Consider the following 19,965-nt stretch of genomic DNA (forward strand, 5'->3'; position numbering starts at 1 on the left):
AAAAAGATATAGTGAAAAGCCTGACCTTTAGGGAACGCCCAAAAAAAATTAAGAAGCCGCTTTTAATTTCTTTAACGTTGTATTTGTTAATTTTGCTTCTGCATATTCTTTGGTAACATTCAATTCCTTTTCGTCAGAACTTGGTAAATCGAACATGGCATCTGTAAAAATAGCTTCGCATAAAGAACGTAATCCTCTTGCGCCTAATTTATACTCAACTGCTTTGCCAACGATATAATTTAAAGCATCTTCTTCGATGGTAAAATCAACATCATCCATTTTAAACAATTTTGCATATTGCTTGATAATTGAATTTTTAGGTTCTGTTAAAATGGCACGTAACGTTTCAGCATCTAAAGGGTTCATGTAACTTAACACTGGTAAACGACCAATAATTTCTGGAATTAAACCAAATGCTTTTAAATCTGATGGAATAATGTATTGCAACAAATTACCTTCATCTATTTTATCATCTGCTAAAGAAGCTGCAAAACCAACTGCTTGTCTGTTTAAACGCTTGCTGATAATTTTTTCAATTCCTGAAAATGCGCCTCCAGCAATAAATAAAATCTCTTTGGTATCAACTTCTATAAATTTTTGCTCAGGATGTTTTCTACCTCCTTTTGGTGCTACATTTACAACAGTTCCTTCTAGTAATTTTAATAAAGCTTGCTGCACACCTTCACCAGAAACATCTCTAGTTATTGATGGATTATCGCCTTTTCTGGCAATTTTATCTATTTCATCAATAAAAACGATACCTCTTTGTGCTTTTTCAACATCATAGTCTGCGGTTTGTAAAAGTCTGCTTAAAATACTTTCTACATCCTCACCAACATAACCTGCTTGTGTTAAAACAGTAGCATCTACAATTGAAAAAGGAACATTTAACATTTTTGCAATTGTTTTTGCAACCAACGTTTTTCCTGTACCAGTTTCCCCAACTAAAACAATGTTAGATTTTTCGATTTCTACATCATCCTCTTCATTATCTTTAGTTTGCAACAAACGTTTATAGTGATTATAAACTGCAACAGACATTGCTCTTTTTGTTTCTACTTGCCCAATAATATATTGATCTAAAAACGCTTTGATTTCTCTTGGCTTTTTTAAAGTTAAATCTTTTGACAAGCCACTTGTTTTTGAGTCAGAAATTTCTTCCTCTACAATTCCATGAGCTTGCTCTATACATTTATCGCAAATGTGGGCATCCATCCCTGCAATTAGTAAATCTGTTTCTGCTTTTTTTCGTCCGCAAAACGAACACTCTAAATTCTCTTCTTTCGACATTTGTCTCGCTTTTTGCTTTTTCGCTGATTGCTTTTTGGCTCTTCGCTTTTAGCTCTCAACTCTATATTTTAAAGTATTTTTAGCCAATTTCGAATAAGAAATCAGCTAAAAATCTAAAAATTTATTTTCTCACTAAAACTTCATCAATCATTCCATATTCTTTAGCTTCTTCAGCTTTTAGCCAATAATCTCTATCAGAATCATTGTGAACTTTTTCTATTGATTGCCCTGAATGCTTTGAAATAATTGCATACAATTCGTCTTTTAACTTTAAGATTTCTCTAGCAGTAATTTCAATATCAGACGCTTGACCCTGAGCACCACCTAAAGGTTGGTGAATCATAATTCTAGAATGTGGTAATGCAGAACGTTTTCCTTCAGCACCTGCACACATTAAAACTGCACCCATAGAAGCAGCCATTCCTGTACAAATTGTTGCAACATCTGGTGTTATAAATTGCATAGTATCGTAAATACCCAACCCTGCATAAACACCTCCTCCAGGAGAATTTATATAAATTGAAATATCTTTTGTAGAATCTGCACTTTGTAAAAACAACAATTGTGCTTGTACAATATTTGCAACTTGATCGTTAATTCCTGTACCAAGAAATATAATTCTATCCATCATTAAACGTGAAAAAACATCCATTTGAGTGATGTTCATTTGACGCTCTTCCATAATATTTGGCGTTAATCCTGTTGGAGTAACTGCACTTTTTAAAGTGTCATAATGTAAGCTATTAATTCCATGGTGATTTATAGCGAAGTTTTTGAACTCTTTTCCGTAATCCATTTCGTCTTTCTGTTTTAAGTTTAATAGTGTAAAGGTAAGAACAATTCTCTTAATATTTTGTTAGAGTTTAAATTGAAAAACCTGAATTTTTCAATTCAGGTTTTATAAAATTTATTTAGTTCTCGACTGCGCTCGAACTGACAAAAAAACAATTTGAAAGTCTAAAACTATTTTTATTTATTGCTTGTAAGCTTCTTTGATAAACTCTTCATAAGAAACTTCTACTGTATTAAAGTTGATATTTTCTTTAAAGAACGTAATTAATTTTTGACTAATTAATTGTCCTTGTAATTTTTGAGCTTCTTCTTGATTTTGTAAAATTCTACCAGCAATTTCATCCAATTCTTTTTCTTCTGGATTCATGTTACCAAATTGCGCCATTTGCTGACGGATAAAAACCTTCGCATAATCTACCAATTCTTTATAATCAAGTTTGATGTCGTTATCTTTCATCAACTTTCCTTCAATTAATTGGTAACGTAAACCTTTTTCAGATTTTTCGAATTCAGCAGCAGCTTCTTCCGCTGTTAATTCTTTTTCGCCAGCAGTTCTTAACCATTTCTTTAAGAAATCTGCAGGTAAATCAAACTTTGTATTTTCAATTAAATATTCTTGGACAGCTGTTAATACAAACTGATCTGCCTGTTGTTGAAACTGCTTTTCAGCATCTTCTTTAATTTTATCTTTTAATTGAGTTACATTGGTAACACTTCCATCAGAAAATAATTTATCAAACAATTCTTGATCTAATTCTGCTGGTTCAGTTTCAGTAATATCCTCTACAGTAAAGGTTAATTTTATGTCTAAATCGTGAATTTCATCATGAGCAACTCCTAAAATCTGCTGTAATTTATGGTCGTTTTCAAATAATTTTTTTGATTCTAACTCAATAACATCACCAACTTTTGCACCTGTAATTTTATTTTGGTTTTCCTCTCCTTCTAAATCAGCAACTAAAAAAGTTCCTTTTTTGTTGATTTCTTTTTCCTCGTTTACAAAAGTTCCTGTAACATTAGCATCCTTAGTTGCTACTTCAATAGGGTTAACTTTTCCATAACGCGTTTGAATATTCTTAACTTCTTCGTTAATTAATTCGTCTGTAGCAACAATATTATATTGTTTAATTTTATTTTTTGCTGATAAATCAACTGTAAATTCTGGTGCTAAACCAATTTCGAATTCAAAAGTAAACGTATCTGCATTCCAGTCGAAATTTTCATCTATTCTAGGAATAGGATTTCCTAAAATATCTAACTTTTCTTCTTGTAAATATTTATTTAAGGAAGCTTGTAAAAGTGTATTTACTTCATCTATCATCATAGATTTGCCATACTGCTTTTTAATCATTCCCATTGGCACCTGCCCTTTTCTAAAACCAGGAATGTTTGCCTTTTTACGATAATCTGTTAACTTTTCTGTTACTTTTGCCTGATAATCGTCTGCAACAATATCAATTTTAATAACTGCGTTTAACGCATCTACATTTTCTTTTGTAATATTCATTTGTTATTATCTCTAGTTCTTAAAAAATCGACTGCAAAATTAATCAATTTTATTAACCCTACAAAAGTTTAAATTGTTCAATTACAGTTAATTTTGTTTCATTATATGAAAAAATAGCCTTAAAAGCGTAAATTGTAAAAACCAAAGAATTAATAAGCATTCATATTTTAGAATTTGAGAAAATACATTGTAAAAAACATACTTATTAAATTATAATTCTACTGAATAACTTTTTTTTTTCTGATTAGAAAAAACAATGGTAATAGTTTAAAAATCTATCTTCTATGATAAAAAAAATGAAAATCTTTACCTATTTTTATAGTGCAATTAAAACCTCTAATTTGCATTCTTGCAATACAACAATGTAACCTCTACTAAGTGATATAAATAACAATGAACAAGTATATAGACATCATAAAAAACTCCTATTCCAATTATTGGAATTATATTCAAAAATCTGTTTTGATGGATTTGAATTGGGAGAATTATTTCTATGGATTAATTATTATTTCTTTAGTTGTTTGGGGTTTAGAAGCTATTTTTCCTTGGCGTAAAAATCAATCTTTGTTTCGTAAAGATTTTTGGTTAGATACTTTTTATATGTTCTTTAATTTCTTTTTATTGAACTTAATTGTATTGATTGCCTTATCAAATTCTGCAGCAGCAATTTTTAATGATGTCTTAGGTTTGGTAGGTTTGTCTGTATCTAGTTTTCAATTATTGGATTTAAATTCGTTACCCTTTTTTGTAAGAATTTTCATCTTTTTTATTGTGGTTGATTTTGTGCAATGGTGGACACACAGGTTATTACACAGAGTAGAATTTCTTTGGAATTTTCATAAAGTACATCACTCTGTAAAAGAAATGGGGTTTGCTGCACATTTACGCTATCATTGGATGGAACCTGTTGTGTACAATTCTCTAAGGTATATTCCTTTAGCAATTATTGGTGGCTTTTCTGCCAAAGATGTAGCCTTTGTTCACTTTTTTAATATTGCAGTTGGGCACTTAAATCATGCGAATATTAATTGGGATTATGGTTGGTTAAAATACATTTTTAACAATCCTAAAATGCATATTTGGCATCACTCTAAAGAATTACCAGCAGAAAGAAAATTTGGTGTAAACTTTGGATTGACTTTAAGTATTTGGGATTATATTTTTAAAACCAATTATATTCCACATTCAGGAAGAGATATCGAGATTGGTTTTAAAGGTGATGAAAATTTTCCAAAAGGATTTTTAGAGCAAGAAATGTATCCTTTAGGTAAAAAGTAATTTAGAATAGGTCTTCGACAAGCTCAGACTGACATTCGTAATAAATATTGTGTTTAGGAGTTTGATAAAGAAAACCTGCATAAAAACAGAGTCCCTAAAAGTAGCAAAAAACTTCAAAAACTATTTATCTTACTTGTATTCTCCAGAAAGAGTTTCAACGTTTTTCTTATTCGCTCTTAACTTTAATAGAACCAAACCAACATCTATTAGAAAATCTTTTTTGGTTAATGAAAAGATTCTTTTTTGTGCAACCTTAGATCTTATATAATTGGTTTCGAATCGTTTTTTCCATTGATCCTCGTAAACAGAAAGTAACTTTACATCATCTTTAATTAAGGCTTGATGTATAACTTTACTTGCCATAATTGCAGATTCAAAAATAAACTTGTACCCTTCACCAACAATTGGATTTACTTGAGAAACTGAATCTCCTACACAAACCAAATTACCTGACACAAATTTATCGATTACAGGTGTTATTGGTATGCTTCCTCCTTCTACAATATCATTGTCTTTAAGAACTAATTTTTTAATAGTTGGTAATTCTAAAATTGCATTTAAATTATCTTTTAAACCTTTAATCATAATTTTATCAAAAGTACCAAAACCAACAATTGCTCTTTTATTTTTTAAAGGAAATACCCATCCATAACCACCTTTATAATCTTTACCTATTAAAAGATGTATTTCGTTATCATTCCCTAAATATTTAGCATTATATTCTACTCCTGTAGCTAAATCCGTAATTTTTGGAATTAACCCTATTTTTTTGCTGAGAACACCAGTTGTTCCAGAAGCATCTACAAATATTTTGGCAGTATATTCTTTTCCATTTTTATCTTTAACTGCAGTATAGTTATTTTCTGCATCAGCAATAATTTCTTTTATATGAACACCTAATTCGATGTCTATAAAATCGTCATCTAAAGAGTTTATAATCTCTTCGTGAAGTTTTACTTTATCCAACGTTAAACCTACTACTTTTACTTTTTCTTTTAAGGATTTAGAATGTACAACAGCAAAATCAATTTCTTGTGCAACTGAATAATTTGTCAATCCAAATTCTTCTAAATTGATAAAGCTTGCTAGCGTTTTAAATGAAAATTCTAAAAGACTTTTTTTTCTTTCTAAAACAAGAACTTTTTGCTTAAACTTGCCTAATTCTCTGGCTAACATTATTCCTGCTGTTCCTGCTCCAACAATAACAACATCATAAGTAGTTTTTTTCAAAATAGTTTTGTTTGCTAATTAATCATTCAATTTTAAAACAGCCATAAATGCTTCTTGAGGAATTTCTACATTCCCAACTTGACGCATTCTTTTCTTTCCTTTTTTCTGCTTTTCTAATAACTTACGTTTTCTAGAAATATCACCTCCATAACATTTTGCAGTAACATCTTTACGCAACGCTTTTGTAGTTTCACGTGCAATAATTTTTGCACCAATAGCAGCTTGAATAGGAATATCAAACTGTTGTCTTGGAATTAATTCTTTTAATTTTTCAACAATTTTTTTACCAATTGAATAAGCATTATCTGCATGTAATAAGGCAGAAAGTGCGTCTACAGGTTGTGCATTTAATAAGATATCTACTCTTACTAATTTCGATTCACGCATACCAATTGGATGGTAATCGAAAGAAGCATATCCTTTAGAAACCGTTTTTAAACGATCGTAAAAATCGAAAACAATTTCTGCCAAAGGCATTTCAAAAATCAACTCAACTCTCTGTGTTGTTAAATAGGTTTGGTTGATAATTTGACCACGTTTTTCGATACACAAACTCATTACTTGTCCAACAAAATCGGATTTCGTTATAATACTTGCTTTGATAAATGGCTCTTCTACTCTATCCAATCTAGATGGATCAGGTAAATCTGTTGGATTGTTTAATAAGATTAATTCCTCAGGATTTTTCTTTGTGTATGCATGATAAGAAACGTTGGGAACTGTTGTTATTACAGTCATATTAAACTCACGCTCTAAACGTTCTTGAATAATTTCCATGTGTAACATTCCTAAAAATCCACATCGAAATCCAAATCCTAAAGCAGCAGAACTTTCTGGTTGAAATACTAAAGAAGCATCATTTAATTGCAGTTTTTCCATAGAAGAACGCAATTCCTCATAATCTTCTGTATCTACAGGATAAATACCTGCAAAAACCATTGGTTTCACATCTTCAAAACCTCCAATAATTTCTTTTGTTGGGTTTGCAAAATCTGTAATCGTATCACCTACTTTTACTTCTTTTGCTGTTTTAATTCCAGTAATTAAATAGCCAACATCCCCAGTTTTTACAGATTTTTTTACAACCTGGGTTAGTTTTAACGTACCAACTTCATCTGCAAAATAATTTTTACCTGTTGCAACAAACTTTATTTCTTGTCCTTTTTTAATTTCGCCGTTAAAAACTCTAAAATACGTTTCAATTCCTCTGTAAGAATTATACACAGAATCAAAAATTAAGGCTTGTAATGGCGCATCTGGGTTTCCTTTAGGAGCAGGAATTCTATTGATAATTGCTTCCAAAATATTGTCAACTCCAAAACCAGTTTTTCCACTTGCATGAATAACCTCTTCAGGATCGCAACCTAATAAATCTACAATATCGTCAGTTACTTCTTCTGGATTTGCAGAAGGTAAATCTACTTTATTTAAAACAGGAATAATTTCTAAATCGTTCTCCAAAGCCAAGTATAGGTTAGAAATAGTTTGTGCTTGTATGCTTTGAGCAGCATCTACAATTAGCAAAGCGCCTTCACAAGCTGCTATAGATCTTGAAACTTCATAAGAGAAATCTACGTGACCTGGAGTATCAATTAAATTTAAAATATAGTGCTCTCCATTATGAACATAGTCCATTTGAATTGCGTGCGATTTTATGGTAATTCCACGTTCGCGCTCCAAATCCATACTATCTAACAATTGCTCTTTTTTTTCACGAGCAGTTACAGTTCCAGTAAAATCTAGCAATCTGTCTGCTAATGTACTTTTACCATGATCAATATGAGCAATAATGCAAAAATTTCTAATGTTCTTCATCCTTCTATACTTCGTTTACCACTAATGGTTTGCAAAGATAGTTAATAAAGTAATCGATTAAGAATGTATTAACTTGGTTTTTTAGTTAAAAAGTTTCAAAAATAGTATTATTAATAATTGAAGAGGACACGTTAAAATTTATGCACGTATTTTTTTGTAGAAAATATGATAAATTAAATAGATAAATAACAACCAAAAAAATAAAATTATACAATGGTTTTTTAGTGAAATATGCTGTTCAAGAATAAGTCTTGAATACATAAAAAATTGAATTACAGCAAACAAAAACCAATTCAAATATCGAAATGTGTACGTTCCTTTTTTGTTTTTTGAAATTCTTTTTAGATAAATCCAAATGCCACTGGCTGCTAAATAACAAATTAAGAGTCCAAAAATAAACCAAATAGCTTTTGTGAATAAACCTCCAAAATACCCAAAATGAATAGGATCTACCAAATTATTGATCGTCATTAAAGCATTTGTTTCTGTTGCTTTTTGCAGAAACACAACATCATTTGTTTGTGGATCAATAACAACTCTATTGGCTCTATATCTTGCTAATTTTGAATCAGAATTCCCTCTAACTTCTATTGTTTTTTCATCATCAGAAATAACAAAAGAACCAAACGTAAAATTCGGGATTTTACTTTTAGCACTTTTAATGGCAGCATCATAATCTAAACTATAAGAGAAATTTTCTGCTTCATTAAGATTGGTGGAAACATTCTCAATTTCCTGATCTTCAATATAATCTGCAATCGAAAATAAATTGGCTCTTTCTGTAAAATACCAAATTCCAGTTACAGAAAACAACATGATGAATGGAATTGACCATATTGCAAAAGTTTTGTGCAAATTTTTGGTGTAGGCTAAAGCATTATTTTTCTTACCAATATTTATAGAATGTTTTCTTTTATTGTTGATGAATTTTAAACCACTAATTAAAGAACCCAACAGTAAAAAACCAAAAAGCAACACAATGTAATTCCCAATATCTGTAGGAATAAACAAATTATAATGTAAATCTCTAAAAAAACGTTGGATGGTTCCAGTAGAACTGCCTTGTATTTTTCCTGTATAAGGATTTGCAAATACATACAAAATAGCGCCTTCATCATTTTCTAGATGAACAATATCAACTAAATACTCTTCTCTAGATTTTTCCCAGAAAGTTATATGTTGTTTTGGAAAATCTGTTTTTAATTGATTTAGAATTTTATTTTTTGAAGCCAACTCTTTTTGCGGACTTGCTCTCATTTCTGAATTAAATATCCAATCTAATTCGTGACTAAAAACAGCTAAAGTACCAGAAAAACAAACGATAAAAAAAATAATGCTTAGCTGAACTCCTATCCAACTATGTATTGCAAAATAATCTTTCTTTTGAAGTTTTTTCATTTGTCATAAAATCGAATATATTTCGATTTTGAACAAAGAAACATTTTAAAAATAAACTCGATAAATTTAAGATGTTAAAGTATTCTAAATTTTAAAAACTTGTTTTTTAACATCTATTTTTCTTTGTAAACCCTCCAATTACAAAGATTATTGAGAATACAATTAATGCTTTCGTTATCAGAATATAAGAATATATTAACATAGATAGCACTATAGATTCTTTAACTTAGTACAAATTTTTTAAACAAAAACGCTATGAAAATGAAAACTGTATTTATAATAATTGGAGTGATTGTAGTTTTATTTATAATATTTCAGCTTTATTTTGTGAACGCACAAAAAGATATTGAACAATACCCTTACAAAGTTGTTAAAAAGTACGATAATTTTGAAATAAGAAATTACGAAGATGCTCTTTTCACCTCTGTAAAACTCAACACAAATAATTATGACAAAACTTCTAGCAAAGGTTTTTCTATTTTAGCTGGTTATATTTTTGGTGGAAATGAAAAGGAAGAAAAAATAGCCATGACATCTCCTGTTGCTATGACTTTAGAAGAAAACTCAACTATGCTATTTTTGGTTCCAAAAGAATATTCAAAAGAAAGTTTACCAAAACCAAATGATGCATCCATCGAGTTTAAAGAAATGCCTGCAAAAAAAGTTGCTGCGATTACTTTTGGTGGTTGGGCAAATGATGAAAAGATTGCTTCTTATAAAATGAAACTCATAAAAGCTTTGGATAAAGAAGGCATAAAATACACAAATAATTACTTTTTTTTGGGCTACAATGCACCCATGGAAGTTATCAATAGAAAAAATGAAGTAATTGTTGAATTGGAGTAATTTAAGTTAAAACAACCTTATGTCTGTTCGAGCATAGTAGAGAATTTAATTGAGTTCTCGACTGCGATCGAACAGGCAAATTATAATTTATAAAATTTAATAATCTCTATTTAACTCTGCAATTGCGACTTTAAATTCTTCCTTGTTAATTTTTTCATCACCAGATTTATCATAGCCTTTTATCATTTCACCAGCTACCAAACCTCTTAAAAAGCTATTTACACCTGCTGCTTTTAGTAAATCCTTAATTTCATCTTTACTTAAAGAACCGTCTTTATCCTTATCAAATGCTACAAAAGCATCTTCTGGAGAGTTGTATTTTGTTGAAATTAATGTGTGAATATCTCTTAATATATTTTCTTTTGCGCCCATTTTATATTTCTTTAAATGTTGTTTTACTCTTTTATTCCTGATTCTTTGATTGCCTCTTGAAACTCGTCCCAACTTACCAAATTATCCTTATTTTGATCGAAACTTTGCATCATAAATTCGGCAACCAAACCTCTAATTAAAATACTTACGTCTGCTTCTTTTAAAAGAATTTTAAAGTCTGCTTTTGTTAAAAACCCATCTTTATTACTATCATAGTAATCAAATGCATCTTTAGGATGCGTAAATTTACTACGCATCAAACTTTCGATATTGATTAATATTTTTTCTTTTGTCCAAGCCATTTTATAATAATAATTACGTAATTTTTCACAAAGTTAAATTTAAGCAAAGTTAAAAGACTCTTTCAGAGTGACAAATTATATGAAAAAACGAATCTAAACTTTGAATTTAAAACCTTGAACTTTGAACAAATTTAGTCTTGCCATTCTGCAATAAACAAATTAGTATCTCTTCCACCTCCATTATTTCTGTTAGATGAAAAAGCTAACTTTTTACCATCGTTAGAAAATACTGGAAAGGCATCAAACGTTTCTCCATGCGTTACTCTTTCTAAATTTTTACCATCAATATCTATTAAATATAAATTGAAAGGAAAACCTCTTTCTGCTTCGAAATTAGAGGAGAATAAAATCTTTTTTCCTGAAGGATGAAAAAACGGACTCCAATTTGCATTCCCTAAATCTGTTAATTGACGTAATTCAGAACCATCAGCATTACAAATATAAAGCTCCATTTCTGTAGGTTCTACCAAACCTTCTGCTAACAAATCTTTGTACGCTTTAATTTCCTCATCTGTTTTTGGTCTAGAAGATCTAAAGATAATTTTTGTTCCATCAGGAGAGAAAAATGCGCCTCCATCATAACCCAATTCGTCAGTAATTTGTTTCACGTCAGAACCGTCAATATTCATCGTATACAATTCCAAATCTCCACTTCTGGTAGATGTAAATACAATTTTATCGCCTTTTGGAGACACTGTTGGTTCTGCATCATAACCCACTTCATTCGTTAATTGTTTTACGATATTCCCTTCTAAATCTGCTACAAAAATGTCGAAACTATCATACACTGGCCAAATGTATTTTCCGTTTTTACGCAAAGGAACTTCAGGACAATTATCATCTACCAAATGTGTAGAAGCGTAAATAATATGTTTATTATCTGGTAAAAAATACGCACATGTTGTTCTTCCTTTTCCTGTAGAAATCATGGGTGGCATGTTGTCTTTAAAATTTTCATCAGCATTCATTAAAAACATTTGGTCGCAACTTACATTCCAATTTTTATAGTTCGATTGAAAAACTAATTGTTTATCATCAAAACTCCAATATGCTTCTGCATTATCGCCACCAAAAGTTACTTGACGTAAACTTTTAAAATGCACTTCTTCAGGGTAAATTAAAGAATCTTTTACAATTATTTTTTCTTCTGAATTATCTTTAGATTGTTTTTTATCATTTTTACAGGAAAGCATTAATAATGCCAACACAAGTACAGAAAGTAATCTCATTTTGCTTTATATTTTTTAACTTTACAAAAATAATATTATCATCATGAAAAACGTCCTATTTTTTATCTTTTTGAGTATTTTAATTTCTTGTAAGCCAGAAATAAACCAAGAAAACCGAATTAAAGAAGATGTTACTTTTTTAGCTTCGGATGAATTAGAAGGGAGACAAACAGGTACTGAAGGCGAAAAGAAAGCAGCTACATATGTTTCAAAACGATTTAAAGAATTAGGATTACAACCTAAAGGCACTCAAAATTATTTACAACCTTTTTCGTTTAGACCAAAAACAAATCCTCATGATGAGGTAAAATTTGATGTAAATGGAGATGGTACCATTACAGGAAATAATGTGATTGGTTTTTTAAATAACAAAGCAGAAAATACGATTATAATTGGAGCACACTATGATCATTTAGGTTTTGGTGGTGAAGGTTCTTTGTACAGAGATTCTATAAAAGCTATCCATAATGGTGCAGATGATAATGCTTCTGGAGTTGCAGTTTTGCTAAATTTGACAGCAAAATTAAAAACAAAAAACACGAATAACAACTATCTTTTTATGGCATTTTCTGGAGAAGAAATGGGACTTTTAGGTTCTAATTATTTTGTGAAAAATCCCACAATCGACCTAAATAAAGTATCTTATATGATTAATATGGATATGGTTGGTAGAATGAAAAAAGACTCTTCTTTAGCAGTTTACGGCACAGGAACTTCACCAATTTTTAAACAAGTTTTAAAATCGCATAATGACAATTTTAGATTGGTACAGCAAGAATCTGGAGTTGGCCCAAGTGATCATACTAGTTTTTATTTGGCTGATATTCCTGTATTGCACTTTTTTACTGGACAACATGAAGATTATCATAAACCTGGTGATGATTCAGAAAAACTGAATTATGAAGGAATGGATTTAATTGCTGATTACATTTTTAATATTATTTCTGATTTAGATGATAATGGAAAACTTTCTTTTAGAAAAACAAAGAACGAAAGTGAAGATGCACCACGTTTTAAAGTTGGTTTGGGTGTAATTCCAGATTATTTATTTGATGGAAAAGGTATGCGAATTGATGGAATTTCCGAAGATAAACCTGCTCAAAAAGCAGGATTACAAAAAGGGGATATCGTAATTCAATTAGGTGATAGCTTAGTTACAAATATGATGAGTTACATGCGTGCTTTATCAGTTTTCGAAGAAGGAAATTCCACAAAAGTTATTGTAAAAAGAGGAAGTGAAGAAGTTGAGAAGGAAATTAACTTCTAAATAAGCCCATCCTAAATCCTTCCCAAAAGGAAGGGACTTCAAAAAAAGACAATGTTCAAAACCAAACAAGATTTTATTACCAAAATACATTTAATAATTTCGGTTTTAATTGTGGTGCCTGTTTCTTTTGTTTATGGATTCAATCCTTCATCAGAATTTGATATACAGTTACAAACCATAGACGAACATAATTTCTTTAAAGCAATTATGGGTTTGTATTTGGGGTTTTCTACTCTTTGGATTTTAGGCATTTTCAAACATCAATATTTAAAAATAGCGTTAATAACCAACATGATTTTTATGTTAGGGTTAGGTTTTGGTAGAGTTCTAAGCTTTTTTATGGATGGCAACCCAACTTTCGGATATCAATTTGGTACAATTGCAGAATTGTTTCTAGGATTTTATGGAGTTTGGGTTTTGAAAAGATTTAAAATCCGATAATTGCAATTCACACTAAAAATTTGCAGTTTACAAGAAAAGCATTTCAGAAACTTTTAAATGATTGTTTTTTTGTGATATAAATATCTAAATTTATCACTTATGAAAAGAAGAATCCTATTAGTTCTTATTTTAATAATTCCTGCAATTATTTATATTATAGAGAATGAGCCTTATTCCTTAAGAAATTTAGCAGACGCTAGTCACACAGATTTAACGAAACCATATCCCTATTCACCTTTTTATTACATTAAAAAAGATAGTGTAAATGTTTATCAAAAATTAAAAAACGTAGACCCAAATTGGGAATATATAAAAAACACCTTATTTAATACTGATTTAGAAAATAGAGAAACTTACTCACCAATTAAATTAGAAGATGATTTAGTATTGGTTCTTAAAAATGCGACACAACAAGATAGTCTTGCTTTTAAAAGTGTGATAAAAGAATTAAATACACTTGTTCCCTCTTTAAAAATTGTTTTCTTTAAAGATTATAAAGGAATGTCTTATAATGAATTTCTTAAAAAAAATGATTTAAACTATTCCAATATAAATTTAATTTCTGATAAGAATATTGTTTTTCCTGTTTTAAAGATTAGAATCGCTGATTTTGAAAAAGAGAAATACATAAAAGAAACTACACAAATAACATCAGATAATTTAACGTATACCTTCAATAATCATAGAGATTATATGTGGTTTAATACAAATTATTTCAACATTTATTCAAATTTTAATCTTGCTGATAAGATTCCTTTTGAAGAAAAAAAGCAGTATATAAAGTTTAAATTATTAAGGTTACTTTGCTTAACCTACCCCTTAAAAAGTGAAAATGGAGCTGTAAAAGAATATCCCAAAGAAAATATTTTTAATGCCAATAATAAAAATCCTTGGAACAGAAAAGTAACTGAAATGGATAAATTTTTATTACAAAAATTATATGCTCCTGATTTTGATAAGCAGTTTAGTGATTATATGTATAAAGCATATCCTAATCGTTATGCAACCTTTTTTCTAAATCCGGGTTTGGCAAAACTAAAAGCATTAATCATCGTTTTTTTAATTGGAATTTTAGCTTTTGTTTTATCGTTTAATTATTTTCAAAATAAAAAATTCAAACAAAGTTATTTAAATTATTTAATGCCTTCATTAGCAATAAGTGTTCATATTGCAAATTTATTAATCATTTATATGTACTTAACAGTCATTTATATTACAAAATATTTTGAACAATGGTGTGCTGGTATTTTGACAGCAATAATATTAGCAATATGTTGTTCATTTTTACTGTGGATAATTGAAAAGCTCGTAATTAAAAAGCATTTTAATTTTTCTACAAAATTGATTTTAAAAGTTGTAATCACTTATTTCGTTTTAAATTTGCCGTTAATTTTTGCTTATTTGGTAAGTTCCATCCAAAGAAATAGAGGTGCAGAATTTTTACAAGAAGAACCAACTTTACCTCTTTTTATTGGTTTTTTTGGATTAGCTTTAGCTAGAGGATTACTTATTTACTTAAATCAAGTTTCTTTATCTTTAGTAAACGAAAAAGAAGTAGAATTGAGCAAACTAAAAGAACTACATTCTCAAGCAGAAATGAAATTATTACAATCTCAAATAAACCCACATTTTTTATATAATTCTTTAAATTCTATTGCGAGTTTGGCAAAAATAGATGCTGATAAAACGCAACAAATGGCACATTCGTTGTCAGATTTGTTTAAATATTCCATTAACAGAAAAGGAAAAGAAAATAGTACTATTAAAGATGAAATTGACATGGTAAAAACGTATTTAGAAATAGAAAAAATTCGTTTTGGAGAGCATTTACAATTTACCATTGATGTTGATAAAACTTTAGAAAATAAGGAAATTCCGTTATTTTTAATTCAGCCTTTAGTAGAAAACGCCATAAAACATGGTGTTTCTAAAAATGTTAATAATGGAAAAATCAATATAAAAGTGGAAAAACAACATGAAGAAATAACAATTTCTGTTGCTGATAATGGCCCAAATTTCCCTGAAGGATTATTAAGTGGTCATGGTTTGCAAACTGTGCACGATTTATTGCGTTTAAATTATAAAGACAAGGCTTCTTTAAATTGGACGAATCATCCAAAGAAAAAAATTACAATTACAATTCTTGATAAAAAATAAAATGAACAAACTGTATACTGCTCTTATTATTGATGATGAAGCTCCTGCAAGAGAAGGTTTGCAAAATTTATTAAAAGAATTTTCTGATGCAATTCAAATTTTAGGCACTGCAAAAAACGGAATTGAAGCCCAAGAAAAAATCATAAACCTACAACCAGATATTATTTTTTTAGATATAGAAATGCCAGGTTGCACAGGTTTTGAATTATTAGCAAAATTAAAAGTGATACCAATTGTTGTTTTTTGCACAGCTTATGATGAATATGCATTAGAGGCGTTTGAAACCAATAGCATCGATTATTTGGTAAAACCTATAAGATTAGAAAGAATCGAAAAAACAATTCAAAAATTAAAATCTTTTGAAAATAATAATTATTCGGATGAAATTTTGAAGGTTTTAAAAAAAATTGCGAGTAAAAAAGAAGCTCCAAAAATGACTTCTATCACTGTAAAAAAAGATAGTAAATTATTTTTTATAAAGCTAGATGATGTTACGTTTTTTGAAAGTGATAGCAATTATGTAAGAATCAATTCAAATTTAGAAAGCTATTTAAGTGATGAAACTATAAGCAATTTAACAGAAAAACTACCTGACAATTTTCTGAGAATTCACAGGGGAATCATCATTAATAAAAATTATGTAAATGATATTCAAAAATATTTTAACAGTAGGTTTATCATCACTTTAAATGATAAAATGAAAACAAACCTAACTTCTGGCAGGAGTTATAATGATGTGATTAAAAATTGGATTTCATAGTATAAATCTTTCGTAAAAGATCCTGGTAAAAATGGGATTAGTTCAACTAATAATTTTCAATTTATAACTTCGTTGTTTTTCAAAATTAAGTTTCACTAAAAATCACTAATTTTGCAAAAAAATAACTCAGTTTTGGTAAAAATAGGCAACATAGAATTACCCGATTTTCCACTTTTATTAGCACCTATGGAAGATGTTTCAGACCCTCCATTTAGAGCTTTGTGCAAAGAAAATGGTGCAGATGTTGTATATACAGAATTTATTTCTTCTGAAGGATTGATTAGAGATGCTGCAAAAAGCGTCATGAAACTAGATATTTACGAAAAAGAAAGACCTGTTGGCATTCAGATTTTTGGTGCAAATTTAGAATCGATGTTGCAAACCATCGAAATTGTAGAAAAATCGAATCCAGATATTATTGACATTAATTTTGGTTGTCCTGTTAAAAAAGTAGTTTCAAAAGGTGCTGGAGCAGGAATTTTAAAAGATATCGATTTAATGGTTTCGCTTACAGAAGCTATGGTGAAACACACCAATTTACCTGTTACTGTAAAAACACGTTTGGGTTGGGATCATGATTCTATAAAAATTGTAGAAGTTGCAGAACGTTTGCAAGATGTTGGCTGCAAAGCAATCTCAATTCATGGCAGAACAAGAGCACAAATGTATAAAGGAAATGCAGATTGGAAACCTATAGCACAAGTAAAAAACAACCCTAGAATGCACATTCCTGTTTTTGGAAATGGTGATGTTACCACTCCTGAACTTGCCATGAAAATGCGTGATGAATATGGTTTAGATGGTGCTATGATTGGTAGAGCATCTATTGGATATCCTTGGTTTTTTAATGAAGTAAAACACTTTTTTAAAACGGGAGAACATTTACCAAAACCAACCATTGCAGAAAGAACCCAAGTTGCAAGAAGACATTTACAAATGGCTATTGATTGGAAAGGAGAACGTTTAGGCGTTGTTGAAACTAGAAGACATTATACGAATTACTTTAAAGGAATTCCACATTTTAAAGAATTTAGAACAAAAATGGTAACTTCTGATGATCCAAGAGATGTTTTTAATGCCTTTAATGAAGTTGAGGAAAAATTTGGGAATGTTATTATTTCTGAACTTTAAATTTGTTATTTAAGTACAAAAGTTTTAAAAAATAATTTTTTGTAAGCCTCGAACATTTCAAAATTTTCCTCTTTTGAACCAAAATTTAAAACTGAAATGGAATTATCTCTTTTGTAGTATCTTGAAATTGCTCTAAAAGATTCATCATTTTGCATATACCTATAGTTCAGCTCAACAAAATCTGAAGTTTTTTTTACATCTAAAATTGTAGCATTTTTCAACCGATAATTTTTCTGAATAAGATTATCTAAAACTTCCATTAATTCGTTTTCTGTGCTTTCAATATCCAATAGCAAAGTGCACCATGCTTTTTGACTTGGTTCTTCTTTAAAACCAAAAATGGCAACAGAATTATCTTTTCTATAACCATGCACTTGAGAGATTTCCCAGTTTTTAGGATATTTAAAAGAGTATCTACTTGTATTTAAAGAAGCAATTGATGAATTAGTATCCGAAGTGTTAGACGAAGTTTTGCAGCCAATACATAAAAAAATGAATATTATTTGTAAAATTCTCTTCATCTAAATTATCTCTCTATAAACTGTTTATTAATTCTACTACTTGCAATTTTAGCAGCTATAAAACCTAAAACTGTGATTGTTAAAATTACAATAAAGAGATTTAAAAATCTAAATTCTACTGGATAAGGTAAACTTTCTGTAATCATAAAAAAACCGTATTTACTTTGCAGAAAAACAGCAATTATACCAATTAGTAAACCTATAATCATTCCAAAAAAAGTAAGTAGAAAGCCTTGTAAAACAAATATTTTTTTAATTTCTTTTACAGTTGTACCTAAATTATACAATGTTTTTAAATTCGCTTTTTTATCAATAATCATCATAATTATAGTGCCAATTACGTTGAATAAAGCAATGATTACAATCAATGTAAAAATTAAATAAGAAACGAAATTCTCGGTATTAATTACTTTATAAAAAACCTCGTTTAATTGCTCTTTGGTTTGCACTCTAAAAGTTGTTCCTAATTCATTTTGAAGTTCTTCTGCAACAGCATCCGCATTTAAGGAATCTACTAATTTTAATTCTAAACCTGTAATTTGGTTTTCAGTAAACTTTAATAAATCTTTTGCTTGCTCTAAATTTACAAATACATATTTGCTTTCAAAATCTTCTGTACCAACATATAAGCCAATAATTTGAACATCTGTTTTGTAAAATGCGTTGTTAGGGTTGATAAAACCTGTGCCTGGCTTTGGCACTAAAATGGATAAGGGCTCTCCAAAACTTCTAATTCCTAAAGATAATTTTGCTGCAATAGTTCTGCCAATTACTGCTGTATTTGTGAACTCATTATCGAGCCAATTACCAATTTCTAAAGCTGAATCTATATTCGTTATTTCAGCATAATTATCTTCAACTCCTTTAATGTAAGCTATTTCATTCTTATCATTATGTTCTAAAAAAACACGTTCTTCAATAATTTTAGAACTTGCTTTTACCTCCTGATTTTTTGTTATAATTTGATAAACATCATCAGTAAGTATAAAAGATTTTCCTCTTACAGATGTAATTTTGATATCAGGATCTGAAGCATCTAATAAACTATAACTAAAGGTTCTTAAACCAGAAAAGCCAGATAAGATTATAAATAAGGCTAAAGAGCCTACAATAACTCCAAAAGAAGCAATAATGGTAATAATGTTGATAGCATTATTGCTTGTTTTAGTAAATAAATATCTTTTGGCTATGTAGAGTGAGAAATTCAATAAAGTAAATTGAATTTATATTTTTTTACGTTTTGGTAACACATCAGGATTTTTGATTGGGTTTTCATCCTGTCCGTTTAAAGATTTGTCAATTTCTTCTAAATAATCTAAGGTATCATCACCAAAAAACAATAATTCTGGCATTCTACGCAATTGATTTTTAGTTCTTCTTGCCATTTCATAACGAATTGTAGCTGTGTTAGATTGCACACCTTTTACAATTTCGGCTCTTTTATCTGAAGGAAAAATGCTTAAATATACTTTTGCAACTCCCAAATCTGAAGTAACATGTACTTTAGAAACAGAAATTAAAACTCCCTTCATACCATCTTGTGCCGCTTTTTGCAACACATCTACCAAGTCTTTTTGCAGAACTCCTGCAATTTTTCTTTGTCTGTTTGTTTCTTCCATGCCGCAAATT

At 29.4% G+C, this 19,965-nt stretch carries 19 protein-coding genes; 7 read left to right on the forward strand and 12 right to left on the reverse strand.

The features are described from left to right. Positions 1-48: 48 nt before the first annotated feature. The 3 genes from clpX to tig all read right to left on the reverse strand — a co-directional run bounded on the left by clpX (position 49) and on the right by tig (position 3,589). Positions 49-1,290, reverse strand: a complete 1,242-nt coding sequence (clpX, locus tag P161_RS0104020) for an ATP-dependent Clp protease ATP-binding subunit ClpX (protein ID WP_026775773.1) — start codon at positions 1,288-1,290, stop codon at positions 49-51. 121 nt (positions 1,291-1,411) lie between these two features. Then, positions 1,412-2,086 (reverse strand): ATP-dependent Clp endopeptidase proteolytic subunit ClpP, encoded by a 675-nt coding sequence (gene clpP, locus P161_RS0104025; protein ID WP_026775774.1) that lies wholly within the window; start codon positions 2,084-2,086, stop codon positions 1,412-1,414. Positions 2,087-2,263: 177 nt separating this feature from the next. Further along, positions 2,264-3,589 (reverse strand): trigger factor, encoded by a 1,326-nt coding sequence (tig, locus tag P161_RS0104030; RefSeq protein ID WP_026775775.1) that lies wholly within the window; start codon positions 3,587-3,589, stop codon positions 2,264-2,266. A gap of 393 nt (positions 3,590-3,982) precedes the next feature. Between tig and P161_RS0104040 the strand changes: the two genes are divergently transcribed. Further along, the gene (locus P161_RS0104040) at positions 3,983-4,867 is read left to right on the forward strand and encodes a sterol desaturase family protein (RefSeq protein WP_026775776.1); all 885 of its coding nucleotides are present in this window, start codon (positions 3,983-3,985) and stop codon (positions 4,865-4,867) included. A gap of 129 nt (positions 4,868-4,996) precedes the next feature. Here P161_RS0104040 and P161_RS0104045 read toward each other — a convergent pair whose 3' ends face one another. The 3 genes from P161_RS0104045 to P161_RS0104055 all read right to left on the reverse strand — a co-directional run bounded on the left by P161_RS0104045 (position 4,997) and on the right by P161_RS0104055 (position 9,310). Next, complete coding sequence (locus P161_RS0104045) at positions 4,997-6,097, reverse strand: NAD(P)/FAD-dependent oxidoreductase (RefSeq protein WP_036841227.1); 1,101 nt, start codon at positions 6,095-6,097, stop codon at positions 4,997-4,999. 18 nt (positions 6,098-6,115) lie between these two features. Then, entirely contained in the window at positions 6,116-7,912 is a 1,797-nt protein-coding gene (gene lepA / locus P161_RS0104050; protein WP_026775778.1) for a translation elongation factor 4, read from the reverse strand. Positions 7,913-8,050: 138 nt separating this feature from the next. Continuing rightward, positions 8,051-9,310 (reverse strand): PepSY domain-containing protein, encoded by a 1,260-nt coding sequence (locus tag P161_RS0104055; RefSeq protein ID WP_026775779.1) that lies wholly within the window; start codon positions 9,308-9,310, stop codon positions 8,051-8,053. Positions 9,311-9,571: 261 nt separating this feature from the next. Between P161_RS0104055 and P161_RS0104060 the strand changes: the two genes are divergently transcribed. Beyond that, complete coding sequence (locus P161_RS0104060) at positions 9,572-10,156, forward strand: heme-binding protein (RefSeq protein WP_026775780.1); 585 nt, start codon at positions 9,572-9,574, stop codon at positions 10,154-10,156. A 96-nt stretch (positions 10,157-10,252) separates the two neighbouring features. Here the strand turns inward: P161_RS0104060 and P161_RS0104065 are convergent, their stop codons facing one another. The 3 genes from P161_RS0104065 to P161_RS0104075 all read right to left on the reverse strand — a co-directional run bounded on the left by P161_RS0104065 (position 10,253) and on the right by P161_RS0104075 (position 12,059). After that, positions 10,253-10,528: an EF-hand domain-containing protein gene (locus P161_RS0104065; RefSeq protein ID WP_026775781.1), complete on the reverse strand. Its 276-nt coding sequence runs from the start codon at positions 10,526-10,528 to the stop codon at positions 10,253-10,255. 23 nt (positions 10,529-10,551) lie between these two features. Continuing rightward, positions 10,552-10,830, reverse strand: a complete 279-nt coding sequence (locus P161_RS0104070; RefSeq protein WP_026775782.1) for an EF-hand domain-containing protein — start codon at positions 10,828-10,830, stop codon at positions 10,552-10,554. Between the two features lie 131 nt (positions 10,831-10,961). Beyond that, positions 10,962-12,059: a PD40 domain-containing protein gene (locus P161_RS0104075; RefSeq protein ID WP_026775783.1), complete on the reverse strand. Its 1,098-nt coding sequence runs from the start codon at positions 12,057-12,059 to the stop codon at positions 10,962-10,964. Positions 12,060-12,102: 43 nt separating this feature from the next. On the opposite strand from P161_RS0104075, the gene P161_RS0104080 reads away from it, so the two are divergent. From P161_RS0104080 to dusB, 5 genes are all read left to right on the forward strand, one after another. After that, positions 12,103-13,326, forward strand: coding sequence for a M28 family peptidase (locus P161_RS0104080; RefSeq protein ID WP_026775784.1), 1,224 nt, complete (start codon positions 12,103-12,105; stop codon positions 13,324-13,326). Between the two features lie 51 nt (positions 13,327-13,377). Then, entirely contained in the window at positions 13,378-13,767 is a 390-nt protein-coding gene (locus tag P161_RS0104085; RefSeq protein ID WP_026775785.1) for a DUF4345 domain-containing protein, read from the forward strand. Positions 13,768-13,866: 99 nt separating this feature from the next. Then, positions 13,867-15,924, forward strand: coding sequence for a sensor histidine kinase (locus P161_RS18955; protein ID WP_051605656.1), 2,058 nt, complete (start codon positions 13,867-13,869; stop codon positions 15,922-15,924). A 1-nt stretch (position 15,925) separates the two neighbouring features. Next, on the forward strand, positions 15,926-16,684 hold the full coding sequence (locus tag P161_RS0104095) for a LytTR family DNA-binding domain-containing protein (protein WP_026775786.1): 759 nt from the start codon (positions 15,926-15,928) through the stop codon (positions 16,682-16,684). Positions 16,685-16,816: 132 nt separating this feature from the next. After that, the gene (gene dusB / locus P161_RS0104100; RefSeq protein WP_026775787.1) at positions 16,817-17,815 is read left to right on the forward strand and encodes a tRNA dihydrouridine synthase DusB; all 999 of its coding nucleotides are present in this window, start codon (positions 16,817-16,819) and stop codon (positions 17,813-17,815) included. 5 nt (positions 17,816-17,820) lie between these two features. On the opposite strand, the gene P161_RS0104105 is transcribed toward dusB, so the two are convergent. Genes P161_RS0104105 through rbfA form a run of 3 tightly spaced genes read right to left on the reverse strand, consistent with a single transcriptional unit; the run spans position 17,821 to position 19,955 of the window. Next, positions 17,821-18,336 carry a hypothetical protein gene (locus P161_RS0104105; RefSeq protein ID WP_026775788.1) on the reverse strand — a complete coding sequence of 172 codons (516 nt, stop codon included), beginning with the start codon at positions 18,334-18,336 and terminating at the stop codon, positions 17,821-17,823. Between the two features lie 5 nt (positions 18,337-18,341). Beyond that, entirely contained in the window at positions 18,342-19,544 is a 1,203-nt protein-coding gene (locus tag P161_RS0104110) for an ABC transporter permease (RefSeq protein WP_026775789.1), read from the reverse strand. 15 nt (positions 19,545-19,559) lie between these two features. Further along, positions 19,560-19,955 (reverse strand): 30S ribosome-binding factor RbfA, encoded by a 396-nt coding sequence (rbfA, locus tag P161_RS0104115; RefSeq protein WP_026775790.1) that lies wholly within the window; start codon positions 19,953-19,955, stop codon positions 19,560-19,562. Positions 19,956-19,965 lie beyond the last annotated feature (10 nt).

Source organism: Polaribacter sp. Hel_I_88, assembly GCF_000687935.1.
Classification (GTDB): Bacteria; Bacteroidota; Bacteroidia; order Flavobacteriales; family Flavobacteriaceae; genus Polaribacter.